At 61.0% G+C, this 26,059-nt stretch carries 25 protein-coding genes and 1 pseudogene; 17 read left to right on the top strand and 9 right to left on the bottom strand.

Translation table 11 applies throughout. From position 1 onward, the window contains the following. Positions 1-67 precede the first annotated feature (67 nt). The 3 genes from Q363_RS03120 to Q363_RS03110 form a co-directional block, all read right to left on the bottom strand. Complete coding sequence (locus Q363_RS03120) at positions 68-664, bottom strand: outer membrane protein (protein WP_035347860.1); 597 nt, start codon at positions 662-664, stop codon at positions 68-70. A 180-nt stretch (positions 665-844) separates the two neighbouring features. After that, entirely contained in the window at positions 845-1,291 is a 447-nt protein-coding gene (locus tag Q363_RS03115; RefSeq protein WP_035347859.1) for a Spy/CpxP family protein refolding chaperone, read from the bottom strand. Between the two features lie 141 nt (positions 1,292-1,432). Beyond that, positions 1,433-2,356, bottom strand: coding sequence for a LysR family transcriptional regulator (locus Q363_RS03110; RefSeq protein WP_035347858.1), 924 nt, complete (start codon positions 2,354-2,356; stop codon positions 1,433-1,435). A 124-nt stretch (positions 2,357-2,480) separates the two neighbouring features. Here Q363_RS03110 and Q363_RS03105 point away from each other — a divergent pair, with 124 nt between their 5' ends. From Q363_RS03105 to Q363_RS35625, 16 genes and pseudogenes are all read left to right on the top strand, one after another. Beyond that, positions 2,481-3,662, top strand: a complete 1,182-nt coding sequence (locus Q363_RS03105) for a 2-isopropylmalate synthase (protein ID WP_051978292.1) — start codon at positions 2,481-2,483, stop codon at positions 3,660-3,662. Between the two features lie 87 nt (positions 3,663-3,749). Then, positions 3,750-4,856, top strand: coding sequence for a 3-isopropylmalate dehydrogenase (leuB, locus tag Q363_RS03100; RefSeq protein ID WP_035347857.1), 1,107 nt, complete (start codon positions 3,750-3,752; stop codon positions 4,854-4,856). A gap of 8 nt (positions 4,857-4,864) precedes the next feature. Beyond that, positions 4,865-5,038 carry a hypothetical protein gene (locus Q363_RS40045; RefSeq protein ID WP_157466498.1) on the top strand — a complete coding sequence of 58 codons (174 nt, stop codon included), beginning with the start codon at positions 4,865-4,867 and terminating at the stop codon, positions 5,036-5,038. Continuing rightward, complete coding sequence (locus Q363_RS03095) at positions 5,035-5,715, top strand: hypothetical protein (RefSeq protein WP_051978291.1); 681 nt, start codon at positions 5,035-5,037, stop codon at positions 5,713-5,715. Before Q363_RS40045 ends, Q363_RS03095 begins: the two co-directional genes overlap by 4 nt. Beyond that, on the top strand, positions 5,712-7,148 hold the full coding sequence (gene leuC, locus Q363_RS03090; protein WP_035347856.1) for a 3-isopropylmalate dehydratase large subunit: 1,437 nt from the start codon (positions 5,712-5,714) through the stop codon (positions 7,146-7,148). Before Q363_RS03095 ends, leuC begins: the two co-directional genes overlap by 4 nt. Next, the gene (gene leuD, locus Q363_RS03085; protein ID WP_035347855.1) at positions 7,148-7,777 is read left to right on the top strand and encodes a 3-isopropylmalate dehydratase small subunit; all 630 of its coding nucleotides are present in this window, start codon (positions 7,148-7,150) and stop codon (positions 7,775-7,777) included. Before leuC ends, leuD begins: the two co-directional genes overlap by 1 nt. Positions 7,778-8,006: 229 nt before the next feature. Further along, positions 8,007-9,707, top strand: a complete 1,701-nt coding sequence (ilvD, locus tag Q363_RS03080) for a dihydroxy-acid dehydratase (RefSeq protein WP_035347854.1) — start codon at positions 8,007-8,009, stop codon at positions 9,705-9,707. Between the two features lie 11 nt (positions 9,708-9,718). Continuing rightward, entirely contained in the window at positions 9,719-10,186 is a 468-nt protein-coding gene (locus Q363_RS03075; protein WP_035347853.1) for a hypothetical protein, read from the top strand. Between the two features lie 2 nt (positions 10,187-10,188). After that, positions 10,189-10,384 (top strand): annotated as a pseudogene (locus Q363_RS40040) (thiamine pyrophosphate-binding protein); the annotation flags it as partial. 86 nt (positions 10,385-10,470) lie between these two features. Further along, positions 10,471-11,607, top strand: coding sequence for an acyltransferase family protein (locus tag Q363_RS03070; RefSeq protein ID WP_035347851.1), 1,137 nt, complete (start codon positions 10,471-10,473; stop codon positions 11,605-11,607). An 80-nt stretch (positions 11,608-11,687) separates the two neighbouring features. Continuing rightward, the gene (gene ilvB, locus Q363_RS03065) at positions 11,688-13,457 is read left to right on the top strand and encodes a biosynthetic-type acetolactate synthase large subunit (protein ID WP_035347999.1); all 1,770 of its coding nucleotides are present in this window, start codon (positions 11,688-11,690) and stop codon (positions 13,455-13,457) included. Further along, positions 13,457-13,945: a hypothetical protein gene (locus Q363_RS03060; RefSeq protein WP_035347850.1), complete on the top strand. Its 489-nt coding sequence runs from the start codon at positions 13,457-13,459 to the stop codon at positions 13,943-13,945. Before ilvB ends, Q363_RS03060 begins: the two co-directional genes overlap by 1 nt. Before the next feature lie 9 nt (positions 13,946-13,954). Then, a complete protein-coding gene (ilvN, locus tag Q363_RS03055) occupies positions 13,955-14,575 on the top strand; it encodes an acetolactate synthase small subunit (RefSeq protein ID WP_035347849.1) in 621 nt (206 codons plus the stop codon). 128 nt (positions 14,576-14,703) lie between these two features. Continuing rightward, the gene (ilvC, locus tag Q363_RS03050) at positions 14,704-15,729 is read left to right on the top strand and encodes a ketol-acid reductoisomerase (RefSeq protein WP_035347848.1); all 1,026 of its coding nucleotides are present in this window, start codon (positions 14,704-14,706) and stop codon (positions 15,727-15,729) included. A 183-nt stretch (positions 15,730-15,912) separates the two neighbouring features. Beyond that, on the top strand, positions 15,913-17,409 hold the full coding sequence (locus Q363_RS03045) for an ATP-binding protein (RefSeq protein ID WP_035347847.1): 1,497 nt from the start codon (positions 15,913-15,915) through the stop codon (positions 17,407-17,409). Between the two features lie 39 nt (positions 17,410-17,448). After that, positions 17,449-18,087, top strand: a complete 639-nt coding sequence (locus Q363_RS35625) for a DUF4386 domain-containing protein (protein ID WP_051978290.1) — start codon at positions 17,449-17,451, stop codon at positions 18,085-18,087. A 92-nt stretch (positions 18,088-18,179) separates the two neighbouring features. Here Q363_RS35625 and Q363_RS03035 read toward each other — a convergent pair whose 3' ends face one another. Continuing rightward, positions 18,180-19,646: a pyridoxal phosphate-dependent decarboxylase family protein gene (locus tag Q363_RS03035; RefSeq protein ID WP_051978330.1), complete on the bottom strand. Its 1,467-nt coding sequence runs from the start codon at positions 19,644-19,646 to the stop codon at positions 18,180-18,182. A 102-nt stretch (positions 19,647-19,748) separates the two neighbouring features. On the opposite strand from Q363_RS03035, the gene Q363_RS03030 reads away from it, so the two are divergent. Continuing rightward, complete coding sequence (locus Q363_RS03030) at positions 19,749-20,138, top strand: cupin domain-containing protein (protein WP_051978289.1); 390 nt, start codon at positions 19,749-19,751, stop codon at positions 20,136-20,138. Positions 20,139-20,156: 18 nt separating this feature from the next. Here Q363_RS03030 and Q363_RS03025 read toward each other — a convergent pair whose 3' ends face one another. From Q363_RS03025 to Q363_RS03005, 5 genes are all read right to left on the bottom strand, one after another. Continuing rightward, the gene (locus Q363_RS03025) at positions 20,157-20,441 is read right to left on the bottom strand and encodes a DUF427 domain-containing protein (RefSeq protein ID WP_035347845.1); all 285 of its coding nucleotides are present in this window, start codon (positions 20,439-20,441) and stop codon (positions 20,157-20,159) included. 167 nt (positions 20,442-20,608) lie between these two features. Then, complete coding sequence (locus Q363_RS03020) at positions 20,609-21,244, bottom strand: PEP-CTERM sorting domain-containing protein (protein ID WP_035347844.1); 636 nt, start codon at positions 21,242-21,244, stop codon at positions 20,609-20,611. Between the two features lie 220 nt (positions 21,245-21,464). After that, positions 21,465-21,884 (bottom strand): DUF4760 domain-containing protein, encoded by a 420-nt coding sequence (locus Q363_RS03015; RefSeq protein ID WP_035347843.1) that lies wholly within the window; start codon positions 21,882-21,884, stop codon positions 21,465-21,467. 11 nt (positions 21,885-21,895) lie between these two features. Then, the gene (gene topA, locus Q363_RS03010) at positions 21,896-24,769 is read right to left on the bottom strand and encodes a type I DNA topoisomerase (RefSeq protein ID WP_035347842.1); all 2,874 of its coding nucleotides are present in this window, start codon (positions 24,767-24,769) and stop codon (positions 21,896-21,898) included. Positions 24,770-25,038: 269 nt separating this feature from the next. After that, on the bottom strand, positions 25,039-25,731 hold the full coding sequence (locus tag Q363_RS03005; protein WP_342667378.1) for a DNA-processing protein DprA: 693 nt from the start codon (positions 25,729-25,731) through the stop codon (positions 25,039-25,041). Positions 25,732-26,059: the final 328 nt, after the last annotated feature.

Here is a 26,059-nt window from a genome sequence, read left to right as displayed (position 1 = left end):
TGCGTGGAGACAGAAAAGCCCCGGCTCGCCGGGGCTTTTTCGTGAGTGCTTTCGCTTCGCCTCTCGCTTAGAAGTGGTACGCGACGCCGATGGCCGGTATCGAGACGAGCTCCCATCGATTCGTCTTGAAGTTCGGAATGCCGAAGTCCGGCGCCTTCACCAAAAAGCCGCGGTACTCCACGCGGATGTCCCAGCTGGGGTTCAGCTCGTAGGCCAGGCCGCCGCCGAAGAGCGCCCCGATACTGGTGTTCGACTTGGTATCGAGGTTCGTGGTTCCGAAGTCGTGAATCGGAGTAAAGATCAGGCCACCCACGCCGGCTTCGAGGAATGGATTGAACCTTCTGTAGTTCAGGTTATAGACGTAGGCGCCGCTGATCTCCTGCTGGCGCGTGTGAACCCGGACAAAGGGCAGATTGCTGGTGGTGTACCGCGAGTCATACTGCGCAAAGGAGTAGTTCATCTCGAGCGCGCTGCGAGGCGTCAGCATGTACCGGTAGCTTCCCAGGAAGCCGATGGTGCTCGTCGTACTTAGCTTTACCGCGTTGCCGTTAACCTGCGGCGTAAACACACCGATCACGCTCACGCTTGCATCCTGCCGACTCTCCTGTGCAAATCCGGCGGACGCCAACAACATCAGCGCGCCCAACAACATCGTCTTCTTCATTCTTCGCTAGATCCCTTCGAAATCGTCCAAGAGCGGCTTCGGCAGACGTGTCGTTACCGAGCGCCATCGTTACCGTCCCTTCATTGTAACCGCAGGGGCCGTAAGGAAAGGGCCTGGAACGAAGAAAGGCCAGAGGATGGGATCTCCTCCGGCCATTCGGATTGGTCGTTCGACACGGAACTACTGCGGAGGAGCAGGCGGTGCGGCTCCCTGCTGACGCTCCTTCATCCTCTCCTTCATCTCGGCCTGCATCGCGTCGTACTTCGTCTTCTGATCGTCAGTTAGGATGGCGCGAATCTTGTCCTGGGAGCTCTTGCGAATGTCCATCATCTTCGCGTGCCGGTCGTCCTGCGAGAGTGAGTTGTCGTTGCGCAACGCCATCATCTGCTTTCGGGTGTCCTCGTCGATCGCCTTGACCTGGGTCTGCTGATCCTCAGTCAGATTCAGCTTTTGGGTCAGCATCTCCAACTGCCGGGCTTCCATGCCTCGGCCTCTCGGCCCCATCTGTCCCTGTGGAGCTGCCGGCGCCGTATCCTGCGCCATCATCGGAACGGCACAGAGCGCGCCACTACACAACGCGATCGTGGTCATCCGCATACCTGCCTTGCGAAGCTTCGTCACCTTCATATGGATTTCACCTCACCATGGGCGCCTGACTTCGTTCAGGTACCGGTGCGCCCAGAGTCTGCTCTTTCAAACGTCGATCGTTCGCAAATGTTCTGCGACGACGGAAATTAATTGTCGCGGGGGCGTTAATTAATGCGACGGCTATGTCCCGCGCTCCTGCTGAAAGGAGTAGGGGTCGCCGTGCGCGGTCGAATACGCTTCGACCACCTTCAGCAAGGCCAGCGCGGCGTGCGAGAGGTTCGCCTGCCGGCGGTAGACCAGCCGCAGCTTGCGTTCGATCTGCAGCTCTTGGATAGGGACCTTGACCAGCGCGCCGCTCTTCAGCTCCGGCTCGACGGTCAGCCGCGGCACCAGCGCAACACCGTTGCCCATCTCCACGAAACGTTTGATCGCCTCCAGCGATGGCAGCTCCACCCCCATCTGCAGCGGAGTTTTGTACCTGCGAAAGGTCTGGATCACCTTCTGCCGCTGCGGCGAGGGCACATTGTGTGCGATAAAGTTCTGTGCACCCAGCTGCCGGATCGACACGTTCCCTGCCCCGGCCAGCGGATGGCGCGGGTTGACCACAAAGGCCAGCTCATCCCGGTAGACCACGATCGACCGGATCTGCGCGTCTTCCGGCCGAAACGAAAGCACCCCAAACTCGACCGAATGAAGCAGAATCTCGTCGGGGATCCGGCTCGCGAGGGAGCGCTGCACCGCCAGTTTGATCCGAGGGTTCTGCCTGCGGAACTCATCCAGCAGCGGCAGCAGATAAAGACAGGTGTATTCATTGGCTGCCAGATTCAGCCGGCCCCGGTGCAGGGAGCGCAACTCGGTCAGGGCTCCGGAGGCTTCATTGCGCAGATTCAACAACTTAGCAGCATACTCCCGCAATACTTCACCTGCATCGGTCAGGGTCCCATCGCGGGAGGAGCGGTCGAAGAGCACCTCGCCCAGCTCACTCTCGAGCTTCGCGATTGCCTGACTCACCGCTGGCTGAGTACGATGTAGCCGAGAGGCGGCCCGCGAGAAACTGCGCTCTTCTGCGACGGCCAGAAAGGTCTCCATCTGGACCAGATCCAAGTGCACCTCGTTTCGGGCCGGCGACTTAGCGGGGCGAATAGAATGATTAGAAGTTTTGATATACCCCGCCAACATCATAAGCCTGCGTTATGATAACGCGAAGGTTGGAGAGTGAGCGAGTTCTATGCGTGATCCAAATCAAATCGTCTTCTTCGACACCACACTGCGCGACGGCGAGCAGTCACCGGGATGCACCATGCACCACGATGAGAAGCTACGCATGGCGCACCAGCTTCGTGACCTCGGCGTTGATATCCTCGAGGCCGGCTTCGCCATCGCGTCCGAGGGCGACTTCGCGGCCGTGCAGGCGATTGCACACGAGGTGAAGGGCACGCGCGTTGCATCGCTGGCGCGCTGCAAGCGTGAGGACATCGACGCCGCCGGTCGCGCCATCCAGCCCGCAGCGTCGAACCGCATCCATATCTTCCTCGCCTCCTCGGACCTGCATCTTGAGTACAAGCTGCGCATCACCCGCGAGCAGGCGCTGGACCAGGTGGCGGAATCGGTGCGGCAGGCGCTGACGTACACCGACGACGTCGAGTTCTCCACCGAGGACAGCACCCGCACCGACCCCGAGTTCCTGGTGAAGATGATTACGGTCGCTGTGCAGGCGGGAGCGACGACCATCAATATTCCAGACACCGTTGGTTACACCACCCCTGCGGAGTACGAAGCGATCTTCCGCATGGTCAAGCAACGCGTTCCCGGCGCCGAGAACGTCGTGCTCTCCACGCACTGCCACGACGATCTCGGCATGGCAGTCGCCAACTCGCTGGCCGGCATCCGGGGCGGCGCGCGACAGGTGGAGTGCACGATCAACGGTATCGGCGAGCGTGCCGGAAACGCTGCTCTCGAAGAGATCGCCGCGGCGCTGATGGTTCGACGCGATCAGTTCCCGTACACAAGCAACATCAAGATGGAGAAGCTCTTCCCCACCAGCCAGATGCTGGCCGAGTGCATCAGCTTCGGAGCGGCCCCCAACAAAGCCGTCGTCGGGGCAAACGCCTTTGCGCACGAGTCGGGAATCCATCAGCACGGCATGCTGGCCAATCCTCTGACCTACGAGATCATGACGCCCGCCTCTGTCGGCGCGGGCAACACAAACCTTGTGCTCGGCAAACACTCCGGCCGCCGCGCCCTTGCCGACCGCCTCGAAAAGCTTGGCCACACGCTCACGCGCGAACAGCTCGACGAGGTCTACCACCGCTTTACCGAGCTGGCCGATCGCAAGAAGTCCATCTACGACCAGGACATCCTTGGCCTGCTCAAGCCGGAGAAGGCTGTCGTCGTCGCTGCGGCGACCTAAACCTATCGAGTTCGCGCAAAAGAAGGTTCGAGAAGTTACGAAGAGCAGGGCGCAAGGCCCTCACACCCTCATCAGAAGGAATAGCGAATGCGTCTCAAACTTGCAGTCTTCGCCGGCGACGGCATCGGTCCAGAAGTCACCCGTGAAGCCACCAATATTCTGCGCGCTGTCGCAGAGCTTGGCGGGCACGAGTTCACCTTCGTCGAAGGCCTGATCGGCGGCGTCGCCATCACCGAGACCGGATCTCCCCTGCCCACAGCAACGCTTGATGCAGCGCTCGACTCCGATGCTGTTCTGCTGGGCGCAGTCGGCGACAACAAGTTCAACGCGCTTACACCCGACAAGCGCCCTGAGGCCGGACTGCTGCAGATCCGCCAGGCGCTCGGCGGCTTCGCGAACCTTCGCCCCTCCGTTGCCTATGCCGCACTCGCGGCCAGCTCTCCGTTGCGCCCTGAGGTCACAAAGGACACCGATATTCTCTTCGTTCGCGAGCTGCTCGGTGGCCTCTACTTCGGCACACCCCGCTGGTGGAACAAGGAGACGAACGAGGCCATCAACACCATGCGGTACACCCGCGACGAAGTCGTCCGTGTGGCTCGCGTCGCGTTCGAGCTCGCCTCCAAGCGTCGCAAGAAGGTCACCTCGGTCGACAAGGCCAATGTCCTTGAGGTCTCACAGCTCTGGCGCGCAACCGTGACCGAGGTCGCAAAGGACTATCCCGAGATCACGCTCGAGCATCAGCTCGTCGACTCGATGGCGATGCACATCATGAACACGCCGCGCAACTTCGACGTCGTGCTCACCGAGAATCTCTTCGGCGACATACTCTCCGACGAGGCAGGCGTCATCACCGGCTCGCTCGGCATGCTGCCCTCAGCGACCATCGGCGGCAAGGTTAATCTTTACGAGCCTGTGCACGGCTCGGCGCCTGATATCGCCGGAACCGGCAAGGCGAATCCGCTCGGCGCGATCCTCACCGCGGCCATGGTGCTGCGTCACTCGGCGAATCTCGAGCAGGACGCACGCGCCGTCGAGGCGGCCGTCCACAAGGTTCTCGCAGCAGGCTACCGCACCGCCGACATCGCCCGCGGAGGCGAGAACGTTCAGCTCGTCAGCACACAAGAGATGGGCAAACGCGTGCACCAGGCGCTGGCCGAATCCATCGACCGCCGTCAGGCGATGCACGCCGTATAGATCGAACGATGAACTGGCGAGCAAAACTGATTCTGATGAACCTTGCCGTGGCCGCAGCGCTTTATTACCGCTGGCATCTCGGCGCACCGCTCGTCCCACTGGCAATCGCCGGGCTGGTCATGTTTCTTCTGGTGAACGTGCTCATCCTGCTAACGGCAAAGAGATCTGCTTCCACCAAATGATGCGCCGCACACTCGAACTCGCAGCCGCCGCCCTAATGCTTATGACAGCACTGGGCGCTCGTGCGCAGCTGCACCTGAAGCCCGACAAGCCGCAGCCGGAAGACCTCTCGTGGATGTGGCAGTACACTCAGCCCGCTCCCAAGGGGAACGCCAGCGCGCTTCTTAAAGATTCGCGCTTCAAGCCACTTCTTCAACAACACCTCATCGCTCCGCAGACGTTCTGGAGCAAAGGGAAGAGTCTCTCCGACACTGCTCTCGAGTACCTGGCCGATCCGCACACCGTGATGGCCGACAACAATCGCTACCTGACGGCCACAGGCTGCGTCGTGGAGCTCTGCCCCAACCGCGGCCTGCTGTGGATCGACCTCGGCTCGCCGCGTCCCCTGATCGTGTTCGCCGCCACAAACTGGATCGCCGAGAACAAGGCGACCGATCAATCGGGCGCGAACTACACTCTGTGGGTCTTTGCCAGCCGCGCGCTCGATCCCGCGCATCTTCCACAAGCTCTCACACGCAGCATCGCTCCCTGGGCGGTGGAACCCATCGCCGACGGCACTATCGAGCAGATCGCCAACGTCATTCTCGTCGACCCCGACGGTCAGCCGCACCCGATTCAACCCGCTGACATCGGCATCGACCAAACCAAACAGCAGACTGAGCAGAAGGCACACTCATGACCATCACACCAATAACGCTATTTGAAAAAGTCTGGCAGCAGCATGTCGTTGCAGAGCCTGAGGGCGAGCCCACCATCCTCTACATCGATCTGCACCTCGTCCACGAGGTCACCTCGCCGCAGGCCTTCGACGGCCTTCGCATGGCCGGCCGCAAACTGCGCCGCCCCGACCGCACCATCGCCACCGTGGACCACAACGTTCCCACCACGAGCGCGTACGACCGCCTTCACATCGTCGACCAGATCTCCGCCGCGCAGGTCAACGCGCTCCGCAAGAACTGCGCGGAGTTCGGCATCGAGTTCTTCGACGTGCAGGACGCCTCGCAGGGCATCGTCCACATGATCGGCCCTGAGCTTGGTGCGACCAAGCCCGGCATGACGATCGTCTGCGGCGACTCGCACACCTCGACGCACGGCGCATTTGGCGCGCTGGCCTTCGGCATCGGCACCAGCGAGGTCGAGCACGTCATGGCCACGGAGACGCTGCCGCAGTCGAAGCCCAAGACCTTCCGCATCACCGTCGATGGCGAGCTTCCCTTCGGCGTCACCGCCAAGGACATCATTCTCGATATCATCGGCCGCATCGGCACCGACGGCGCCAGCGGCCACGTCATCGAGTACTCCGGCTCCGCCATCCGCGCGCTCTCGATGGAAGGCCGCATGACCATCTGCAATATGAGCATCGAGGCAGGCGCACGCGCCGGCATGATCGCGCCCGACGAGACCACCTTCGCCTATCTCAAGGGCCGCCGCTTCTCGCCGAAAGGCACAGCGTGGGACGAGGCCGTCGCGCACTGGCGAACACTGCCCTCCGACGAAGGCGCCGTCTTCGACCGCGAGTTGCACATCGACGCCGCCACGCTTGCACCCAACGTCACTTGGGGCACGTCGCCTGGCATGCACGCCACCATCGAGGGCAAGGTTCCCTCACTCGCCGACGCAAGGACCGAGGCCGACCGCAAGTCCTTCGAGCGCGCTTACGAGTACATGGACCTCAAGCCCGGCATGCCGATGGAGGAGATCAAGATCGATGCCGTCTTCCTCGGCTCCTGCACCAACGGCCGCATCGAAGACCTGCGCGCCGCAGCAGCCGTCGTCAAAGGCCACCACGTCGCGAAGAAGATACGCGCGCTCGTCGTGCCAGGCTCGCAGGCCGTCAAGCATCAGGCCGAAGCCGAAGGCCTCGACACCATCTTCAAGGCCGCGGGCTTCGAATGGCGCGAGCCCGGCTGTTCGATGTGCCTCGGCATGAACCCCGACATCCTGCAGCCCGGTCAGCGCTGCGCCTCCACATCGAACCGCAACTTCGAAGGCCGCCAGGGACGCGGCGGACGCACGCACCTTGTCTCGCCCGAGATGGCCGCCGCAGCCGCCATCGCAGGACACTTCACCGACATCCGCAAGTGGAAGCAGACGGAAGGAGCCTCACGCTAATGGAACCCATCAACATTCTCACCTCCACCACCGCTCCGCTACCGCTACCGAACATCGACACCGACCAGATCATCCCGAAGCAGTTCCTCAAGCGCATCGAGCGCACCGGCTACGGCGAGTTCCTCTTCTTCGACTGGCGCTACAACTTCGACGACGCCGGCCACCCCTCCATCAATCCCGGCTTCGTCCTCAACAAGCCCGAGTACAAGGGCGCCGAGATCCTCATCACCGAAAGGAACTTCGGCTGCGGCAGCTCGCGCGAGCACGCCGCCTGGGCCATCAATCAGTACGGCTTCCGCGCCGTCATCGCGCCCACCTTCGCCGACATCTTCTTCTCAAACGCAGGCAAGAACGGCATCGTCCTCGCTCGCCTCACCGATGACGAGGTGAAGACACTGTTTGAGCGCACGACCGCGAATCCCGAGCACAAGATCACCATCAACCTCGAAGCCCAGACTGTTACCGACGAACTTGGCTTCAGCGCGCACTTCGACATCGACCCGTTCCGCAAGTACTGCCTGCTGAATGGTCTCGATGACATCGGCCTGACGCTGCGGCATGAGCACGCCCTAGATCACTTTGAAAAGCGCCACGACGAAGACTTCTGGTCCTTGCCAAAAGCGTTGTAACCGGCCAAAAACCATGTACTCAAGCGACCTCAATCCTCAGCCACTAGATCTCGAACAGTACGAAGAGGGTTATCGAGCTCGTCTGCAAGGTCAACCCCTGACGCTTTTTCAGATTGGATTTCTTGCAGTTGGAGAGCCGGCTGGTCAGATGCAGGTAAGGAACTTGAAGCGAACCCAATACTGAATTTGAACCGAAACCTACGTCTCCACTGAATCTGAAAGGCAGCAAGTGAGCAACGACCTCAATCCGGCAAAGAAGCACTCCAAAGTCCTCACCGAAGGCCCCAGCCGCGCCGCCGCTCGTTCCTACCTGCGCGGCGTCGGCTTTAGCAAAGAGGACCTGCACAAGCCCATCATCGGCATCGCCAACACCTGGACCGAGATCGGCCCCTGCAACTTCCATCTCCGCCAGGTCGCCGAAGCAGTCAAGCAGGGCGTGCGCGAGGCTGGCGGCACGCCGATGGAGTTCAACACCGTCACCATCTCCGACGGCATCACCATGGGCACCGAGGGCATGAAGGCCTCGCTGATCTCGCGCGAGGTCATCGCCGACTCCATCGAACTCGTCGCTCGCGGCAACAGCTTCGACGGCCTCATCTGCATCGCCGGCTGCGACAAGAACATGCCCGCAGCCATCATGGCGCTCGGCCGCCTCGACATCCCCGGCCTCATGCTCTACGGCGGCTCCATCGCTCCGGGCAAGCTACCGCAGCCTGACGGCACGACCAAAGAGATCACTATCCTTCAGGTCTTCGAAGGCATGGGTTCGCACGCCGCCGGCAAGATCAACGACGACCAGCTCGAAGCTCTCGAGGCCGCAGCCTGTCCCGGCCCCGGAGCCTGCGGCGGTCAGTTCACCGCGAACACCATGGCGATGGCGGGCGAGTTCCTCGGCATCTCACCCATCCAGATCACCGGCGTTCCCGCCGTGTCGCCCGACAAGGCCGAGGCCAGCCGCGAGGCCGGTCGCCTCGTCATGGAGCTCGCCAAAAACGATCTTCGCCCCTCGAAGATCGTCACCCGCAAGGCCATTGAGAACGCCTACGCCTCCGCCTGCGCCTCTGGCGGCAGCACCAACGCCGTGCTGCATCTGCTCGCCATCGCACGTGAGTACAACATCCCCTTCACCATCGACGACTTCAACGCCATTAGCGACCGCACGCCGCACATCTGCGACCTCTCCCCCGGTGGCAAGTACGCCGCCAAGGATTACCAGGACGCAGGCGGTTCACGCCTTCTCGCCAAGCGCCTCCTCGACGCGGGCCTGATCGATGGCAGCCAGATCACGGTCACCGGCAAGACGCTCGCCGAAGAGGCATCACACGCGGTCGAAACACCCCACCAGCCCGTCATCTATCCCATCGACCACCCGCTCAAGCCCACCGGCGGCCTCGTCATCCTCAAAGGCAACCTCGCCCCCGAGGGCTGCGTCGTCAAGGTCGCCGGCCACGAGCGCATCCTGCACGCCGGCCCTGCACGCGTCTTCAACTCCGAAGACGCATGCCATGCCGCCGTCGAAGCAGGCAAGATCAAGCCGAACGACGTCTGCGTCATCCGCTATGAAGGTCCCCGCGGAGGCCCCGGCATGCGCGAGATGCTCGCCGTCACCGCAGCCATCAAGGGCATCCCCGAGCTCTCCGAAACCGTCGCGCTTCTCACCGACGGCCGCTTCTCCGGAGCCACCCGCGGCCTCATGGTCGGCCACGTTGCCCCCGAAGCCCAACTCGGCGGTCCCATCGCCGCCGTCCACGAAGGCGACACCATCACCTTCGACATCAAAAATCGCGAACTGCGTCTCGAGGTTCCGGCAGAAGAGATTGCGAAGCGATTGAAGGAAGTGAAGCAACCCGAACGACGCTACAAGCGAGGAGTCTTCGCGAAGTATGCGAACACAGTAAGCAGCGCATCGCAAGGAGCCGTGACCACGTAGCTCTAAAGACAATGAATTCTCGACTAAACATCTCGGATGACTTATCAAGGCTCAAAGGATTAAAGGCTTGGGGGCTCAAGCGTACGCATGGCTCCATGTTCTTCCTGGAACTCGGTAAGCCAGTTCAGATTGGAAAGTTTCATCACGGCGAATGGCACTTTCTCTTTGAGCAATCCGAATGGATAATTCAGTCTGCATTGGGTGAGAGGATCAGCTCCGAAGATGAGGCAAACAATATTGATGTTGCGTTTGATGAGTTTGATCTTGGTCAACTGACCAACGCGAGCTTCGATTCCTCAGATGTGCTGCAGTTGAATTTTAGTTACGGTCACTCACTCAAAGCATCGAATACACCTAATCCAGAGCTTGATTTCTCGGAGTGGACTCTCTTCACACCGGACGAAATGTGCTGGACTAAGAAACCTAACCAGACACCTACCAAACACAGCATCCACGAAGTACAGGTGGAGCAATTATGACCATGACGAATACGACCAATCAACACCCCACCCTAACCGGAGCAGAAATCCTCTGGGCCGCGCTCGTAGGCGAAGGTGTCACCACGGTCTTCGGCGACCCCGGCGGAGCCATCCTCCCCCGCCTACGACGCTCTGCGCAAGTTCCCCATCAACCACGTGCTCACGCGGCACATGGCCGACGCCTACGCATGCGCCTCAAACAACTACCAACCATTTCAATGGTGAACTAATAACCTTCCAGTGCCGAGATGACCATGACAGCTTCATTGACGAAGAGCACGAGGTTGAGCAGCAGCGCTGGCCAGCCCGTGCATTTCATCCCGGCGAAGAATCATCGGTTTCTTTTCCTCGATGCTCTTCGTGGTATCGCTGCTGTGTTCGTTATCTTTTTTCACCTACCGGCTTCAACGATCCATGGTTTGGCGACGAATGGTTTTTTGTCGGTCGACTTTTTCTTTTGTCTGAGTGGCTTTGTAATTGCTTTCTCCTACGAAAAGCGCCTTGAGACGAGTCTTTCTTTGAAAGACTTTACCGTTGCACGTTTGATCCGCTTATATCCCCTCTACCTTCTCGGGTCGGTCATCGGCTTGCTTATCTCGGCCCTGGTTCATCAGATCGCTTACGGAACGGGTCAATCCTGGTCCCATTGGATAACGACGTTCACCTTTGGGATATTCCTGTGGCCGGCGCGCCTCTCGCCTGTCCAGAGCCAAGTGAATTTTCCTCTCGATATTCCGGCGTGGTCGCTCTTCTATGAACTGGTTGCCAATCTTATCTTTGCCCTCCTGATCAAGTTTCGTGCGGCAGGGAGTGCGGCGATCGGTGCCATTGCAGCCGTGTCCTTTGCGATTCTTGGACTCTACGCTGTGAAGACTGGAAACCTGGACCTGGGCAACGCATGCAACACGTTCGGCATGGGATTCGCGAGGGTTGGATTTTCTTTTTCTGCCGGTGTTTTGCTCTTTCGTCTCTATCGATCTGATTTCAACAAAGACTTCGCTGTTTTGAAGCATTGGGTTCTTTGCGTCTTCGTCGCAATCAGTGTGATCGCAATCCTTGTTGCTCCCATAGCCTTGATGAAGTCCACTACCTTTCGCTTATCCGCGATCTGTATCTGGTTTCCATCCCTGGTTTACCTGGGTGCAATCACCAAATTGCCTCATTTCCTTGCAGGTCTCTCGGCCGTGCTTGGCGAGATTTCCTATCCTCTCTATCTGTTACATGGACCCTTCATCCTCACGAGAAGGTTTCATCAGTATCTGGAATCGCATTCCACGATTGCCCCGGCCATTATCTTTCTGTCCGTAACGGCCCTGGCAATCGCCTCCTGGTGGGCTGGCAGATATATTGACAGTCCCGTGCGTCGTTTTCTCACAAAACGCTACAACCTCTTGAACAACAAGATATCGGTGACCACATGAACACACCGTCGAAACCCCAATCCACAACAGACATCCATGCAGCTCCAAATCTGGTGGAGAGCAAGAAAGGCGATACCACGATGACACACCCCACCCTGACCGGAGCCGAGATCCTCTGGGCCACGCTCGTAGGCGAAGGTGTCACCACGGTCTTCGGCTACCCCGGCGGAGCCATCCTCCCCGCCTACGACGCTCTGCGCAAGTTCCCCATCCACCACGTGCTCACGCGGCACGAGCAGGGCGCCGCGCACATGGCCGACGGCTACGCGCGCGCCTCCGGTAAGGTAGGCGTCGCCATCGCCACCTCTGGCCCCGGCGCGACCAACCTCGTCACCGGCATCGCCACCGCTATGATGGACTCGATCCCGATCGTCTGCATCACCGGGCAGGTCTCGTCGAAAGTTCTCGGCTCCGATGCCTTCCAGGAGATCGACATCACCGGCATCACCCTGCCCATCACGAAGCACAACTTCGTCGCCACACGCCCCGAGCACATTGCGCCGATGATCCGCCAGGCCTTTCAGATCGCCGCCTCCGGACGCCCCGGCCCCGTGCTGGTTGACATCACCAAGGATGCCCAGCAGGGCACCGCCATCTTCAACTTCGACGAGGCCGTGCCCGCGCCCTACCGCCCGCACCCCATGCTGCGCGCCGAGTCCGCCGAGATGCACCGCGCCATCGAACTGATGCGCGCCTCGAAGAAGCCCGTCATCCTCGCCGGCCACGGCATCATCCACTCCGGTGCCGAGCACGAGGTCGTCGCCTTCGCCGAGCGCTACCAGATCCCCGTCGCCACCACGCTGCTTGGCCTGGGAGCCTTCCCCGCCTCGCACCCGCTCGCCCTCGGCATGATGGGGATGCACGGTGAGTCGTGGGTCAACCACGCCATCCAGCATGCCGACCTCCTGCTCGCCTTCGGGATGCGCTTCGACGACCGCGTCACCGGCAACCTCGCCAGCTACGCGCAGAACGCGAAGAAGATCCACATCGAGATCGACCCCAGCGAGATCAACAAGAACGTCAAGGTCGACGTCGCGCTCATCGGCGACCTCAAAGAGGTCCTGCGCACGATGGAGCCGCTCATTCACGACAAGAACTATCTCGCCGATGCGAGCACGAACAACAGCACCAGTGACTGGCTGCGCGAGATCCGCTCCATGAAGGGCGACGCCGCCGTGCGCGACATCATCAACCTGCCCGACAACGGCCACCTCTACGCCGCGCACGTCATCAACGACATCTGGCAGGAGGCCCGCGCCGCTGGCCGACTCGACAAGACCATCATCGCCACCGACGTAGGCCAGCACCAGATGTGGGAGGCGCAGTACTTCAAGCACGAGGACACGCGCACGCTCATCACCTCGGGCGGCCTCGGGACGATGGGCTTCGCTCTGCCCGCCGCCATCGGAGCCAAGATCGCCCGGCCCGACTGCGACGTCTGGTGCATCGCCGGTGACGGCGGCTTCCAGATGACCGCCGCCGAGCTCTCCACCATCGTGCAGGAAAACCTCCACATCAACGTCGCCGTCATCAACAACGGCTTCCTCGGCATGGTCCGGCAGTGGCAGGAGGCCTTCTACGACAAGAACTACGCCTGCTCGCCCATCCTCTCGCCCGACTTCGTCAAGATCGCCGATGCTCACGGCATCCCCGGCGCGCAAGTCACCCAGCGCAAGGATGTAACCCCCACAGTCACAAAATCCCGCACCGGGCAAACCGCCTTCGTCATCAACTTCGCGGTCGAAAAGGAAGACGGCGTCTACCCGATGATCGCCCCCGGAGCCGCACTCCACGAGATGGTTCGCCGTCCACAAAAAGACCCTCTCCTCGAAACCGCTGAGGACGAGTAATGAATTTAGACGATTATCAAGAGCAGGTTAGGCATATTGATTTCCTCCTCAATGCAGGCGTAGGCAAACTTTTATTGGATCGGTATCAGCCGCACTTTGGAGATAAATTCAATTTCTTAGCGGCGAGTGTCGTGAATTCGGCAATGCTACGTGAAGCTTCAAATGACGAAGCAAGACATTACATGCTAGAGAACACGGTCTTGATAGAGCAGCAGGTCCAACTTCTACGTCACGATCGTAAAGTGGCCTCCGCGCTAACCGATCTTTATAGCTTTACTCTTTTTTCACTTGCATTAAGCGATCCAAGTGCTTCCGAAGCCTTATTGAATCGTGCTATCGAGTTAGGGATTTGGCTGGAGTCTCCGCGAGAAGTTTGCTGCAGTGAAGACATCAGTCGCTATCTTGAAATTATGGAATATCGTGCTGAAAAGCTCTGGGAACCAGAAGATGGCTCTCCGTCGTCGACACTGGATAAAAACGATTCCTAAAGGAAACTTATGCTCCACACCTTCGTAGCCCTGGTAGACGACAAGCCCGGAGTCCTAACCCGGGTCGCCTCCCTCTTCCGCCGTCTCAACGTCAACATCGTCTCGCTCACAGTCGGCGAGTCCGAGCGCGAGGGCATCTCCCGCATGACCATCGTCTGCGACGCACCTGAGCACGCCGCCGACCGCATCCGCGCCTCGCTCTACAAGCTCGAGATCACCCGCGACGTCGACGAACTCGGCCGCAGCGAAGCCGTCATCCGCGAGCTCTGCCTCATCAAGGTCGCCGCCGGCCCCAACTCGCCGCACGGCCAGCACTCGCGCTCGCAGATCTTCGAGCTCGCCAACGTCTTCCGCGCGCGCGTCGTCGACCTCGCCCCCGAGTCCATCATGCTCGAGATGACCGGAGCCGCCTCCAAGATCGAAGGCCTCCTCCAGGTCCTTCGCGAATCCTCCTTCGAGGTCCTCGAGGTCTCGCGCACCGGCCGCATGGCCATGCGCCGAGGCCACCACACCAGCCGCGTGCTCAAAGCCCTCGGCACACCCAACGGCGAAGCCCCTCACCCGGTCTACCCCGTCCGCCCCGAGCCTCACGAAGACCTTCCCAACCAGTTCGCCGAGGACGAAACCTAGCCCTCGCACCGTTGCTAAACTCTCCTAAACCCACAGCGCATCACAAACCCGCAGCGCCACAACTCAATCGAACGGCTCACGCTGACTCGTTGACTTGCTGACTCGCTGACTCGCTAAGGAAAAAGAAAATGGCAAAGACCTACCACGACGCAGACGCAGACCTCTCCCTCATCCAGACAAAGAAAGTCGGCATCATCGGCTACGGCTCGCAGGGTCACGCCCACGCCCTCAACCTCAAGGACTCCGGCGTCGAGGTCCGCGTAGGCCTCCGCCCCGACTCGCCCAACGCCGAGCGCGCACGCAAGGCCGGCCTCGTCGTCGACACCGTCGCCAACGTCGCCAAGTGGGCCGACGTCATCATGAACCTCACACCCGACCAGACCGCCGCGAAGGTCCACCAGGCCGAGATCGAACCGAACCTGACACCCGGCAAGACGCTGATGTTCGCGCACGGCTTCAACATCCGCTTCGGCACCATCCTCCCGCCCGCGGGTGTCGACGTCTCGCTCGTCGCTCCGAAGGCCCCCGGCCACCGCGTCCGCGAGGTCTTCACCGAAGGCGGCGGCGTCCCGGGCCTCGTCGCCGTCGAGCAGGATGCGACCGGCAGCGCGCTCAAGCTCGCGCTCAGCTACGCCAAGGGCATCGGCTGCACGCGCGCCGGAGTCCTCCAGACCACCTTCACCGAGGAGACCGAGACCGACCTCTTCGGTGAGCAGGCCGTCCTCTGCGGAGGCACCGCCGCGCTCGTCAAGGCTGGCTTTGAGACCCTCACCGAGGCCGGCTACCAGCCCGAGCTCGCCTACTTCGAGGTCCTCCACGAGCTCAAGCTGATCGTCGACCTCATGTATCGCGGCGGCCTCGCCTACATGCGCCACTCCATCTCCGACACCGCCGAGTGGGGCGACTACATGGCCGGCCCGCGCATCGTCACCGCCGAGACCAAGAAGGCCATGCGCAAGCTCCTTGACGAGATCCAGGACGGCTCCTTCGCCAAGAAGTTCATCGAGGAGAACGAGACCGGCCGTCACCAGTTCGCGCGCATCCGCCAGCAAGAGGCCGCCCACGGCATTGAGAAGGTCGGCGCCGAGCTGCGCAAGGCGATGCCCTTCCTTGACCCCGTCAAGGTGGAAAACGGAGCCGTCGTCAAGGCGTAAATCTCTAAATCCCAATCACCTGCGGCGGCATCCTATTGGGTGCCACCGTTTCGTTTCGTCACAAAACTCGGAAATTCCCCAGTCACTCAGATGTCTCCGCCTTGTCAAACCTGTCACAATGGAGCAAGAGTAGCCGATCGCTTTGCTGTTCCTGCCCACGACGGCAGTTAGGAGATTCGTACGATGGCCGCCCCTAGCAGTTACGAAGCCGTACTCCCTCAGCAACTCGGGCCCCAGGTGTCTCTCGCTCCCCCTACGCATCCCACTCCCCTGGCCGAGATTACCGCCGCCCTTCGCACCATCCCCGCCCTCGACGGCCTCACCGACGAGGAGTACGGCTGGCTCGCCACCAACGGCATCGAGAGCGTCGGCGACGATGGCGCCATGGTCTTCGCCGAAGGCAGCCCCTGCGACAGCATGGTCTTCATCCTCAAGGGTGAGGTTCACGTCCGCCGCCAAAACGCCGGCCCCATAGCGCTGTGGATCGGCCGCGCCGGCCAGATGACCGGCAAGCTTCCCTACTCGCGCATGAAGACCCACGGCGGTGACGGCTACACCGTCGGCCCCAGCTGGGCGCTCCATATCCACGAGAGCCTCTTCCCCGCGATGCTCGCCGCCATCCCTTCGATGGCGCAGCGCTGCGTCTCGACCATGATGGATCGAGTTCGCGAGGTTACGCGCATGGAGCAGCAGGTGGAGAAGCTCGCCGCTCTGGGCAAGCTCGCCGCCAATCTCGCCCACGAGCTCAACAACCCGGCCTCTGCCGCCCAGCGCTCCGCCTCCAGCCTCTTCTCCGAGCTGCGCCAGTACGGCGATCAGAAGTACCGCCTCGGCAATCTCTGTCTCTCCGAAACGCAGACATCGCAGTACCGCTCCTGGGTGGCGCGCACTCGGTCCACGCTCACCGAAAACGAGGCACGCAGCGGTGGCAAACTCGACGCCCTCGCCATCAGCGATCGCGAGACCGACCTGCTGAGCTGGCTCGAGACTCACAACATCCCCAACCCCTGGGCCATTGCGCCGTCCCTCGCCGAGACCAGCATCGCCGCCGCGCAGCTCGACGAGCTCGCAGGCATCGCCACCGCCGAGGCCCTGCCTGTCGCCATCGCAACCTTCGCCAGCTCGCTCCGCGTCGAGCGCATGGCGGAGACCGTCGTCAACTCCACCGTCCGCATCTTCGACCTCATCCGCGCCATCAAGGACTACTCCTACATGGACCAGGCGCCCATCCAGGACGTCGATCTCGCGCAGTCACTCGAGAACACGCTGGTCATGTTCAAGTCGCGCCTTCAAAACGTCACGGTCGAGACCAACTTCGACCCCGCGCTGCCCCCCGTCGCCGCCTACGGCCGCGAGCTCAACCAGGTGTGGACCGCGCTCATCGAAAACGCTCTCGACGCGATCAAGGACCGCGGAACCCTGCGCCTTTGTACGCGGCTACAAGGTCAGATGGCCTTCGTCGAGGTCTGGGACACCGGCCCGGGCATCGCGCCCGAGCTCAAGAACCGCATCTTCGAGCCCTTCTACACCACCAAGGCGCCCGGACGCGGCCTCGGCCTCGGTCTCGATACCGCGCAGCGCATCCTGCAGCGCCACTCCGGCTATGTCCAGGTCGAATCGCGCCCCGGATCGACCTGCTTCCAGATTCGTCTGCCGCTCGAACAGGCTCAGGCATACTAACGCCAAACCGTCCGTCGGCCCCCTCCTGGAGGGCATGAAATGATGGAACGGATTGCAGAAGCGTCACCGCATCTCAAGGCGAGGATTGCCGGTGTCTTTTATTTACTCACCATAATTATGGGCGTACTGGCCGTGGTCCTCACCGGCCGCAGGCTCGTTGTATATGGCGACGCCGCCAACCTCATCGCAACCGCATGCTATATCGCTGTGACGCTGCTCTTTTATGGCATGTTTAAGCCCGTCAACTGTGGCCTCTCTCTGCTCGCGGCGTTCTTCAGCTTCATGGGATGCGCCATCGGGACTCTTAGCCACTTTCATATCGCCACCCTCCACATAAACCCCCTGGTATTTTTCGGATTCTATTGCCTCCTGATCGGCTACCTCATCTTCCGGTCGACCTTCCTGCCTCGAATTCTGGGTGTGCTGATGGCGTTTGCCGGTTTGGGTTGGCTGACCTTCCTGTCACCGCGACTCGCAAACCATCTGTCCCCCTACGTTATGTTCGCCGGCCTCCTCGGGGAAGGATCGCTGACGCTGTGGCTTCTCGTGAAGGGTGTGAACGTTCAACGATGGAAGGAGCAGGGCCGGCACGGATTACTCTCTGGCCGGCACGGATTACTCTCTAACGATCTGGCCAGTCGTATGCGGAGGCCACAAAGCGGCGAGCCGCCGCCCTAAGCGAGGCTAGGACACAGATTGGAATGGAAGACCATTCGACAGCACCATCGCGCCTATGGATGGGTGTCTTACGATCAATTCAGTGAGCTGATTTACCCCATCACCTCGCGCCCAATCGCCACCACCGCATCCACCAGAGCGTCAAAATCCTCGCGCCGCGACCGGTGATTCGTAATCGCCACCCGGATCGCAAACCGCGCTTCCACCATCGTCCCCGAAGGCACCGCGATCCCGCGCTCCTGTACCCGCATCAGAATCTCCTTGTTCTCCTCATCGCTCGCCCCGCGATACCGGAAGCAGACGATGTTCAGCGGAGCCTCCGCCGCCAGCTCCAGCTCAGGCGATGACTCCACCCGGCGCGCAAGATAGCTCGCCTGCTCCACGTTCTTCTCGATCTGCTCTACCAAGGCGTCCACGCCCTGCGACTTCAGGCTCATCCACACCTTCAGCGCCCGGAACCCTCGCGACAGCTCGGGAGTGCGCTCCGCGAACCGGATTCCGCCCGCCACCGGCCCCCGCTCCATCGCCGTCAGATAGCTGGCTCCTGTGGCAAACGCGGCGCGATGCGCCTCCGCATCCCGCACCAGCACGCAGCCCACGTCGTACGGCAAATAGCCCCACTTGTGCAGGTCGAACGCCAGCGAGTCCACCCGCTCCATCCCGCGCAGTGCAGGCCGCAGGCTCTCCGACAGATACGCCAGTGCGCCAAACGCCCCGTCCACGTGAAACCACATCCCCTCAGCCTCGCAGAGGTCCGCAATAGCCTCCAGGTCATCCGTCGCCCCCGTATTCACCGTGCCGGCCGTCCCAACCACGCACAGCGGACGGTACCCCGCAGCCTGATCAGCCGCCACCGCCTCCGACAGCTCATCCATCCTCATCCTGTATTCGGCGTCCACGCCTACCGGGCACAGACTTACCCGCCCCATCCCCATCAGCTCCACAGCCTTATTCAGCCAGCTGTGCGTCTCAGTCGAGCAGTATACGCGCAGCATCGGCCCGCCCTCGACACCCTCCTCGCGGACATCGAATCCCGCCCGCGCGCACCGGCCCACCGCCAGCCCCAGCAGGTTCGCCATCGAGCCGCCGCTCGTCAACAGGCCACTCGTTCCCTCCGGCATTCCCATCAGCTCCGCCAGCCAACGGAGCACCTGCTCCTCCACCATCGTCGCCGAGTCGTTGAACCCGCCCACATTCGGATTCATCCCCGCAGCCAGCATCTCCGCCAGCATCCCCACCACCGTGCCGCCGCCCTGCACCCAACCCCAGAACCGCGGATGCGCGTTCCCGATCCCATAAGGCAGCACATCGCGCACAAAGCTCTCGTAAGCCGCCTCCGCGCCTACTCCCGTGCGAGGCACCGCCTCCGCCGCAAAATCCGACTTCGTCCGCGCCGGAAGCTCCTGCCACGCCGGCATGTCCCTCACTCCACGAATGTGATCGAACATCCCATCGAGCATCCGATGTCCCAGCTCCCGCAGTTCAACCCACTCCGCCTCGCTCGCAGGATCGAGCGAACGCTCCACCGCTGCCGCACTCACACTTCGATCTTCCTTCATCGTCTCCAACATCTCTTCCATAGAACTTAACGATACGCCGCCTCGAAGAAGAACGCGTGCAACGAGGAAGTAGGTGCTATCCTCGCGCCGAGGAAAACTCCGATGCAAAGCACACTAACGCAGGCCGCCATCTTCCTTTCACTTCCTCTGATCGTCTTCGGAGTCTTCGAGGTCCTGCGCTCCCAGCAAGCCGCCCAGCAGACCCGGCGCTTTCCTCAGTTCGACAACGAAGACGTCAAGGTGTGGAAGTCGGTCGTCATGCCCAACTCGCCCCTCACCACCCACCGCCACGATCACCCGCGCGTCATCGTCGCTCTCAAGGGCGGAACCATGAAGATCGTCACCCAGAACGGCCCCACCGAGACGCACGTCTGGGAGACAGGCAAGGCCTACTGGCTCCCGGCAAACCCGCCCCGAACCATGCACGCCGACATCAACGCCGGAGACAAGCCCATCGAAGTAATGGTGGTGGAGCTACAGAAGGAGAAGTAAGCTCTGCGTTTAGCAGCCTTACTTGCTGACCTCGACGCCGCGCCAGAACGCGATGTGGTGCTTCACGTTGCGGGCCGCAGGCTTCGGGTCTGGGTAATACCACGCCGCGTCCTGGTTCTCCTGACCGTCCACAACGATCGTGTAGTAACGCGCCTGGCCCTTCCACGGGCAACTGGAAGTCGTCGAGCTCGGCCTCAGAAACTCGCGCTTGACCGTCTCGTCCGGAAAATAAACATTTCCCTCTACCGTCTCGAACGTCTCGCTCTCGGCCAGTGTCTGACCATTCCAAACTGCCTTCGCCATAAGTAAACTACCTGTTTTTTTCAATAAGTTACAGCAGAGTCGCCATTAGAATCGTGCACTTCAGTACCCAAAGTCTACTCCCCGGTTGTAACAGAAATGATACAAAAAGAAAACCCCATCCTCCGTGGAGCGCCAGGAAGGATGGGGTTGTTGTCCCTTGGGGAGGGCTAGTTGAAAAAACGACGGCGTATCAATCCAACCGTACCCAGCATTCCGGTTCCGAACAGCGCAAGGCTGCCCGGCTCCGAGACCGCCGGAGGAGCACTGGGCGATGACTTATCCAGAGCTGTATTGGTAAACAGGAAGGTATCGTCGTTGTAATCCCAGTCGGAGCCCCCCTTAGCGAGATCCTCCATGCCGATATAGACCCCGGCAGGAAACGTCGCGGCATCCAGCAGGCCACCGTCGAACATCTGGGAGTACGCGTGATTGGCGCCGTCGCTGCTGAACGCCGCTTCGGAACCATAGATTCGGTCCGTCGTTAGGTCCTGGATCTGAAAGACCAGTTCATCGCCTGCGTTGACAGAGCCAAAATCGGCAGAGGCTCCGAGCGCCGTGGAATGGTTCGGAAAGAACCAGTTGCTGGACCAGTTCTGCGTGACGTCAATCATGCGCACAACGTCGTTGTGGCCTGCGCTCGCGCTTACAAAGTACCCGAATATCTCAGATGTCGCGATCGCGACCAGAGGTTCCTGGGCAGCAATATGCCCCACGTTCCCGTAAGGAATGACCGAGTCGGCGCGGGCAATAAGGGAAGTTCCGAATACCAATGCAGCAAAAAAAGCGGTGCGAAAGTTATGCATAGAGTTCCTCCATGGAACTCCTAATATGCAAAACTTTGCGCATATCCGGAACGTTACTAATGTTTTAATAAACGGGAGATAGCTAGGGGTAAACTAAACAAAATAAGCACTTTAACAAATAGTGTCTACCGGACACTATAGTGGCCAAAGAGCGTCATGCTTCTACTGGAAAATTTTCCTATGCTCTACCAGGAAGATTTAGCCTCTATTCGCGCAGGTTTTACCCGTTGGCCAATCCCAGCGATTTCAGAAATCCCTGATGCAGTCGCTTCGCCGCCGGATACTTCTCAATCAGCGCCGCCGTGTTCCGCATGAATGGATTGCCCGAAGCCTTCTCCGTCTCTGCATGGAAGTGGTGGTACTTGGCGTAGATCAGGATGCCCTCGCCGTTTGAGTCCAGAAACAGGTCCGCGTCCAGCGCCCCACGCAGCACCAGCGAGGCCGCCATCTCCCAGTAGCTCAGCACCTGCCGCCAGGCGGCGTTGTGCTGCGACCCCACGTCGCGCGAGACCAGCCGAAGCTCCTCCACCGTCTTCGGTTGAAAGTCGAAGATCATGAAGCGGCGTGCCTTCCTCAGCGTCTCTTCGCGTCGCATCTCATACAGCTTCAGGATCAACTCTGCGTCAGCCGCAGTCGCCATGCCGTCTCCTCTTACGCTACGCTCTCGACCACAGCCCTCGTCTTGCCCGCATCAGGCCTCTCCGGCTTCGAGGCTGGCCCACCCACCTTCTTCTGGTAGCTGCACTCCGGACCCGTCACCGGCTCTTCCGCTGCGCCCTTCTTCTTCCGCCGCTTCGGCAACGCCTCGTGGTTGTTCGGGCACACCCAGAACGTCCCTTTGTCGTTGGCCACCTCCAGCAGATACGCGCTCTCGCACCTCGGGCACGTCTCGTCGATCAGCTTCAGATTCGAAGCGAAGTCGCACTTCGGATAGTTCACGCAGCCGTAGAACACATCCCCGCGCTTCGTCTTGCGCACGGCGATGTCGCCGCCGTCCTTCGGGCACTTCGCCTCCAACAGCTCCTGCTTGATGTACTTGCACTTCGGATAGCCGCTGCAGCTAATGAATTCGCCGTACTGCCCATGGCGCTGCAGCAGCGGCTTGCCGCACCTCGGGCAGCTCTCCTCAAGCTGCACCGGAGGCTTCTGCTGCACCTTCTGGTTCAGCTTGCGAATCGTCTTGCACGGAGGATCGTCGTTGTACCCCGGGCACGACATGAACGGTCCCCATGGCCCATTGCGCAGCACCATCGTGCGCCCGCAGTTGTCGCAGGCCTCCTCCTCAGGAGCCTCATCGGCGCCCGGCGCGCTCAGGTCCGGCTTCGCCGCGAAGTTCTCCTTCGTGAAGTCGCAGCTGAACGTCTCCACCGTCACCTTCTTGCCCTTCGACTGCGCCGCCTCGATCGCCGCAACCAGCTCCTTCGAGTCCTTCGCCTCGCGGCTGAAGTCCATCACATCTTCTGTCGTCGCCTTCACCGTCATCGGGAAGGTGAACGCCGATGTGATCTTCTTCACGATCGTCTTCAGGTCCTTCTTCCACGGTCCCGCCGCGACGGCCATCGGCTTCGACTTCGTAAAGTTCGAGCACGAGTAAAAGCTTCCGAACTTGCCCCACTTCAGAATCAGCGGGCTTCCGCACTTCTCGCAGACCTCCGTCGTCGGCTCCTCCATCCGCTTGATGTCTTCCATGTGGACCTCGGCGACCTTGAGTTCCTTCTCAAAGTGCCCATAGAAGCCGTTCAGCAGATCGGTCCAGCGCTCCTGGCCCTCTTCCACAGCATCCAGCTCGCCCTCGAGCGTCGCCGTGTACTGCGTGTCGAAGATGTAGGGAAAGTTCTTCACCAGCAGCTTCGTCACCACGATGCCGATCTCCGTCGGCACAAACCGCCCCGTGATCTTCTTCACGTAGTCGCGGTCCTGGATCGTATTAATGATCGACGCATACGTCGAAGGCCGCCCAATGCCCTTCTCCTCCAGCGTCTTCACCAGGCTGGCCTCGTTGTACCGCGGAGGCGGCTGCGTAAACTTCTGCTGCGGATTCAGCTTCTCGAGTTTCAGCGCCTCACCAGCCGCCAGCTCCGGCAGCCTGCGCTCAGCCTCATCCTCGCTCTCGCCTTCGCCGGCAGCATCCGCCTTCTCTTCCTTCGCGGCCTTCTCCTTCGCCGCAGCGCGAGCACGCTTCTCTTCCTCTTCGAACTTCAGGTGTCCGTCGAACTTCAGTACGCTGCCCGTCACGCGAAAGTCATACGTCAGCTTCGCCTTCGCCTCAATCTCCACCGTCGTCTGGTCAAAGATCGCAGGCGTCATCTGGCTCGCCACAAACCGCTGCCAGATCAGCTTGTACAACCGGTACTGCTCGTCCGAGAGATACCGCCGAATCGAGTCCGGCGTGAACCTCACCGAGGTCGGACGAATCGCCTCGTGCGCGTCCTGCGCCTGCTCCTGCTTCTTGCCGACATACTCGTTCGGCTTGTCCGGAAGATACGCCGCGCCCAGCTTGTCGATGTACTCCCGCGCCTCAGCAATCGCATCCGGGCTCACGCGCGTCGAATCGGTTCGCATATACGTAATCAGGCCGACCGTTCCCTCTTCGCCGATCTCGATGCCCTCATACAGCCGCTGGGCCACGCCCATCGTGCGGCGCACATTGAAGCCCAGCCTTCCCGCCGCCTCCTGCTGCAGCTTGCTCGTCGTAAACGGAGCCTTGGGATTGTTCCGCCGCTCCTTTTTCTCCACCGAGCGAACGCTCCACGTCGCCTTCTTCAACTCGCCCACGACCTCGTGGACAGCATCCTCATCCGGCAGCGCGTTCGCGGTGAACTGCTCCTTGCCATCCGCGTCCGTTCCATTCGCCACGCGCGAAGGCACGCCGTTCACGCCGACGAACCGCGCCGTGAATCCCTGCTTTCCCGCTCCGGGCAGCAGATCGGCATCGATGTTCCAGTACTCGACCGGCTTGAACTCGTTGATCTCCTGCTCGCGCTCGACGATCAGCCGCAGCGCCACCGTCTGCACGCGCCCCGCGCTCAGCCCGCGCCGCACCTTGTCCCACAGCAGCGGAGAGATCTGATACCCCACTAGCCGGTCGAGCACTCTCCGCGTCTGCTGCGCATCGACAAGATTCTCGTCCACATCACGAGCATGAGCGAACGCCGCGTTCACGGCCTTCTTCGTAATCTCGTTGAAGGTCACGCGGCGAACCTTCGACTTGTCCTTCACCACCGGCATCAGCTGCATCGAAAGGTGGGCTGCAATCGCCTCGCCCTCGCGGTCCGGGTCAGGCGCCAGATACACCGCATCCGCCTTCGCCGCCAGCTTCTTCAGCCGATCAACGACCTTCTCCTTGCCGGGAGAGACGATCAGCGTTGGCTCAAACGTCCGCTTCTTCAGCTCTACGCCGATGTCGTTCTTTGGCAGATCCATGATGTGCCCCAGCGAGGCCTCCACCACATAGTCATTGCCGAGATATTTATTGATCGTCTTCGCCTTCGCTGGCGACTCCACGATCACAAGTGACTTAGCCATTCGTTCCCTTCATCCACCAGAACGCTCAGACTCAGCCTCGCGTTCCATCCTTCTTCGTCTTTCGATGATTCCCTTGCGAACCTAACACGGTTTCGCCAAACCCGTCATCCCTCTAACAGTTCCCAACAGACGATCTCGATGCCAAAACGTTACCATGCAGCATCCGCGTCGACACTGCGCACGACATCGCAAATCCCGCTGCCAACTCACGGCAGCAGATTCACTTATCCTCGTTTTTCCGGAAGTTTTCCACCGCTCAAGGCCGAGCCCTACATCGACCTCACGTAATTCTTTCCCGGCATCTGCCTCACTCGCCCTGCCAGCTCCAGCTCGAATAGCGCCGTAAAGATCTCCGCCGATCCAAGCTCTCCTTCCAGATGCTCGATCAGCTCGTCCAGTTGCGTCGCCTCGTCCTGCCGCAGCCGTTCCAAAACCATTCGTTCATAATCACTAAGACGCGTTTGGTTAAATAAGGATGCAGGCCCCACTGCATTCGATTCATTCCCTGCCCCAGCCCCCATCTCCTCTTCCAGTTGCAGCCGAACCTCCGACCGCAGGTCCTCCCACACATCCTCCCAGGTCGCCGTCAGCTTTGCTCCCTGCTTGATCAGCGTATTCGGCCCCCACGCATTCTTGTTCGTCACGTTCCCCGGAACCGCGTACACATCGCGATTCTGCTCCATCGCCAGCCGCGCCGTGATCCGCGTCCCGCTGTGCTCGCCCGCCTCGATCACCAGCACGCCAACGCTCATCCCGCTCAGAATCCGGTTCCGCACCGGAAAGTTCTGCGGCGCCGGAAACGTCCCCAGCGGATACTCGCTCACAATCGCCCCGCCGCTCTCCACAATCTGCTCTGCCAGCCACTTGTTCTCCTTCGGATAGATCACGTCGATCCCCGTGCCCCACACCGCGACCGTCTTCCCCCGCGCCTCCAGCGCCCCCTTGTGCGCCGCCGTATCCACCCCACGTGATCTTCAGCGGCATGGCTCGCTCCGAAGGCGTCAGAATCGCGCCACCCGCCTCCAACACTCGAGTCATCTCCTCTTCAGCCGACTTGCGCGCCTTGCCCGCAAAGCAGAACTGAGCCGACTCCGCCGGCAGACCCAGCCCCTCCAACTCCGTCAACGAAGCCTCAAACAAACGCTCCGGCTCGCCCAGCTTCCGCATCGCCCTCTGCGTCCGCGTCGCCCCCATCCCCGGAGTCAGCACCAGCGCCAGCCATGCCAGCCGCGCCATCTCACCCTGTCCCACCGTAGCCGTACCACTCTGCTGGCCCAACTTCATCACTCC

It is taken from the genome of Edaphobacter aggregans DSM 19364 (assembly GCF_000745965.1).
GTDB lineage: Bacteria > Acidobacteriota > Terriglobia > Terriglobales > Acidobacteriaceae > Edaphobacter > Edaphobacter aggregans.
Note: the sequence above shows the minus strand (reverse complement) of the source record. Positions and strands in the feature narration are given on the sequence as shown.

What these genes read in the sequence shown, in the direction of transcription:
- Q363_RS03120 (WP_035347860.1), bottom strand. Translation starts at nt 664, where the DNA reads ATGAAGAAGACGATGTTGTTGGGCGCGCTGATGTTGTTGGCGTCCGCC.
- Q363_RS03115 (WP_035347859.1), bottom strand. Translation starts at nt 1,291, where the DNA reads ATGAAGGTGACGAAGCTTCGCAAGGCAGGTATGCGGATGACCACGATC.
- Q363_RS03105 (WP_051978292.1), top strand. Translation starts at nt 2,481, where the DNA reads ATGCGTGATCCAAATCAAATCGTCTTCTTCGACACCACACTGCGCGAC.
- leuB (WP_035347857.1), top strand. Translation starts at nt 3,750, where the DNA reads ATGCGTCTCAAACTTGCAGTCTTCGCCGGCGACGGCATCGGTCCAGAA.
- Q363_RS40045 (WP_157466498.1), top strand. Translation starts at nt 4,865, where the DNA reads ATGAACTGGCGAGCAAAACTGATTCTGATGAACCTTGCCGTGGCCGCA.
- Q363_RS03095 (WP_051978291.1), top strand. Translation starts at nt 5,035, where the DNA reads ATGATGCGCCGCACACTCGAACTCGCAGCCGCCGCCCTAATGCTTATG.
- leuC (WP_035347856.1), top strand. Translation starts at nt 5,712, where the DNA reads ATGACCATCACACCAATAACGCTATTTGAAAAAGTCTGGCAGCAGCAT.
- leuD (WP_035347855.1), top strand. Translation starts at nt 7,148, where the DNA reads ATGGAACCCATCAACATTCTCACCTCCACCACCGCTCCGCTACCGCTA.
- Q363_RS03075 (WP_035347853.1), top strand. Translation starts at nt 9,719, where the DNA reads ATGAATTCTCGACTAAACATCTCGGATGACTTATCAAGGCTCAAAGGA.
- ilvB (WP_035347999.1), top strand. Translation starts at nt 11,688, where the DNA reads ATGACACACCCCACCCTGACCGGAGCCGAGATCCTCTGGGCCACGCTC.
- Q363_RS03060 (WP_035347850.1), top strand. Translation starts at nt 13,457, where the DNA reads ATGAATTTAGACGATTATCAAGAGCAGGTTAGGCATATTGATTTCCTC.
- ilvN (WP_035347849.1), top strand. Translation starts at nt 13,955, where the DNA reads ATGCTCCACACCTTCGTAGCCCTGGTAGACGACAAGCCCGGAGTCCTA.
- ilvC (WP_035347848.1), top strand. Translation starts at nt 14,704, where the DNA reads ATGGCAAAGACCTACCACGACGCAGACGCAGACCTCTCCCTCATCCAG.
- Q363_RS03045 (WP_035347847.1), top strand. Translation starts at nt 15,913, where the DNA reads ATGGCCGCCCCTAGCAGTTACGAAGCCGTACTCCCTCAGCAACTCGGG.
- Q363_RS35625 (WP_051978290.1), top strand. Translation starts at nt 17,449, where the DNA reads ATGATGGAACGGATTGCAGAAGCGTCACCGCATCTCAAGGCGAGGATT.
- Q363_RS03035 (WP_051978330.1), bottom strand. Translation starts at nt 19,646, where the DNA reads ATGAAGGAAGATCGAAGTGTGAGTGCGGCAGCGGTGGAGCGTTCGCTC.
- Q363_RS03030 (WP_051978289.1), top strand. Translation starts at nt 19,749, where the DNA reads ATGCAAAGCACACTAACGCAGGCCGCCATCTTCCTTTCACTTCCTCTG.
- Q363_RS03025 (WP_035347845.1), bottom strand. Translation starts at nt 20,441, where the DNA reads ATGGCGAAGGCAGTTTGGAATGGTCAGACACTGGCCGAGAGCGAGACG.
- Q363_RS03020 (WP_035347844.1), bottom strand. Translation starts at nt 21,244, where the DNA reads ATGCATAACTTTCGCACCGCTTTTTTTGCTGCATTGGTATTCGGAACT.
- Q363_RS03015 (WP_035347843.1), bottom strand. Translation starts at nt 21,884, where the DNA reads ATGGCGACTGCGGCTGACGCAGAGTTGATCCTGAAGCTGTATGAGATG.
- topA (WP_035347842.1), bottom strand. Translation starts at nt 24,769, where the DNA reads ATGGCTAAGTCACTTGTGATCGTGGAGTCGCCAGCGAAGGCGAAGACG.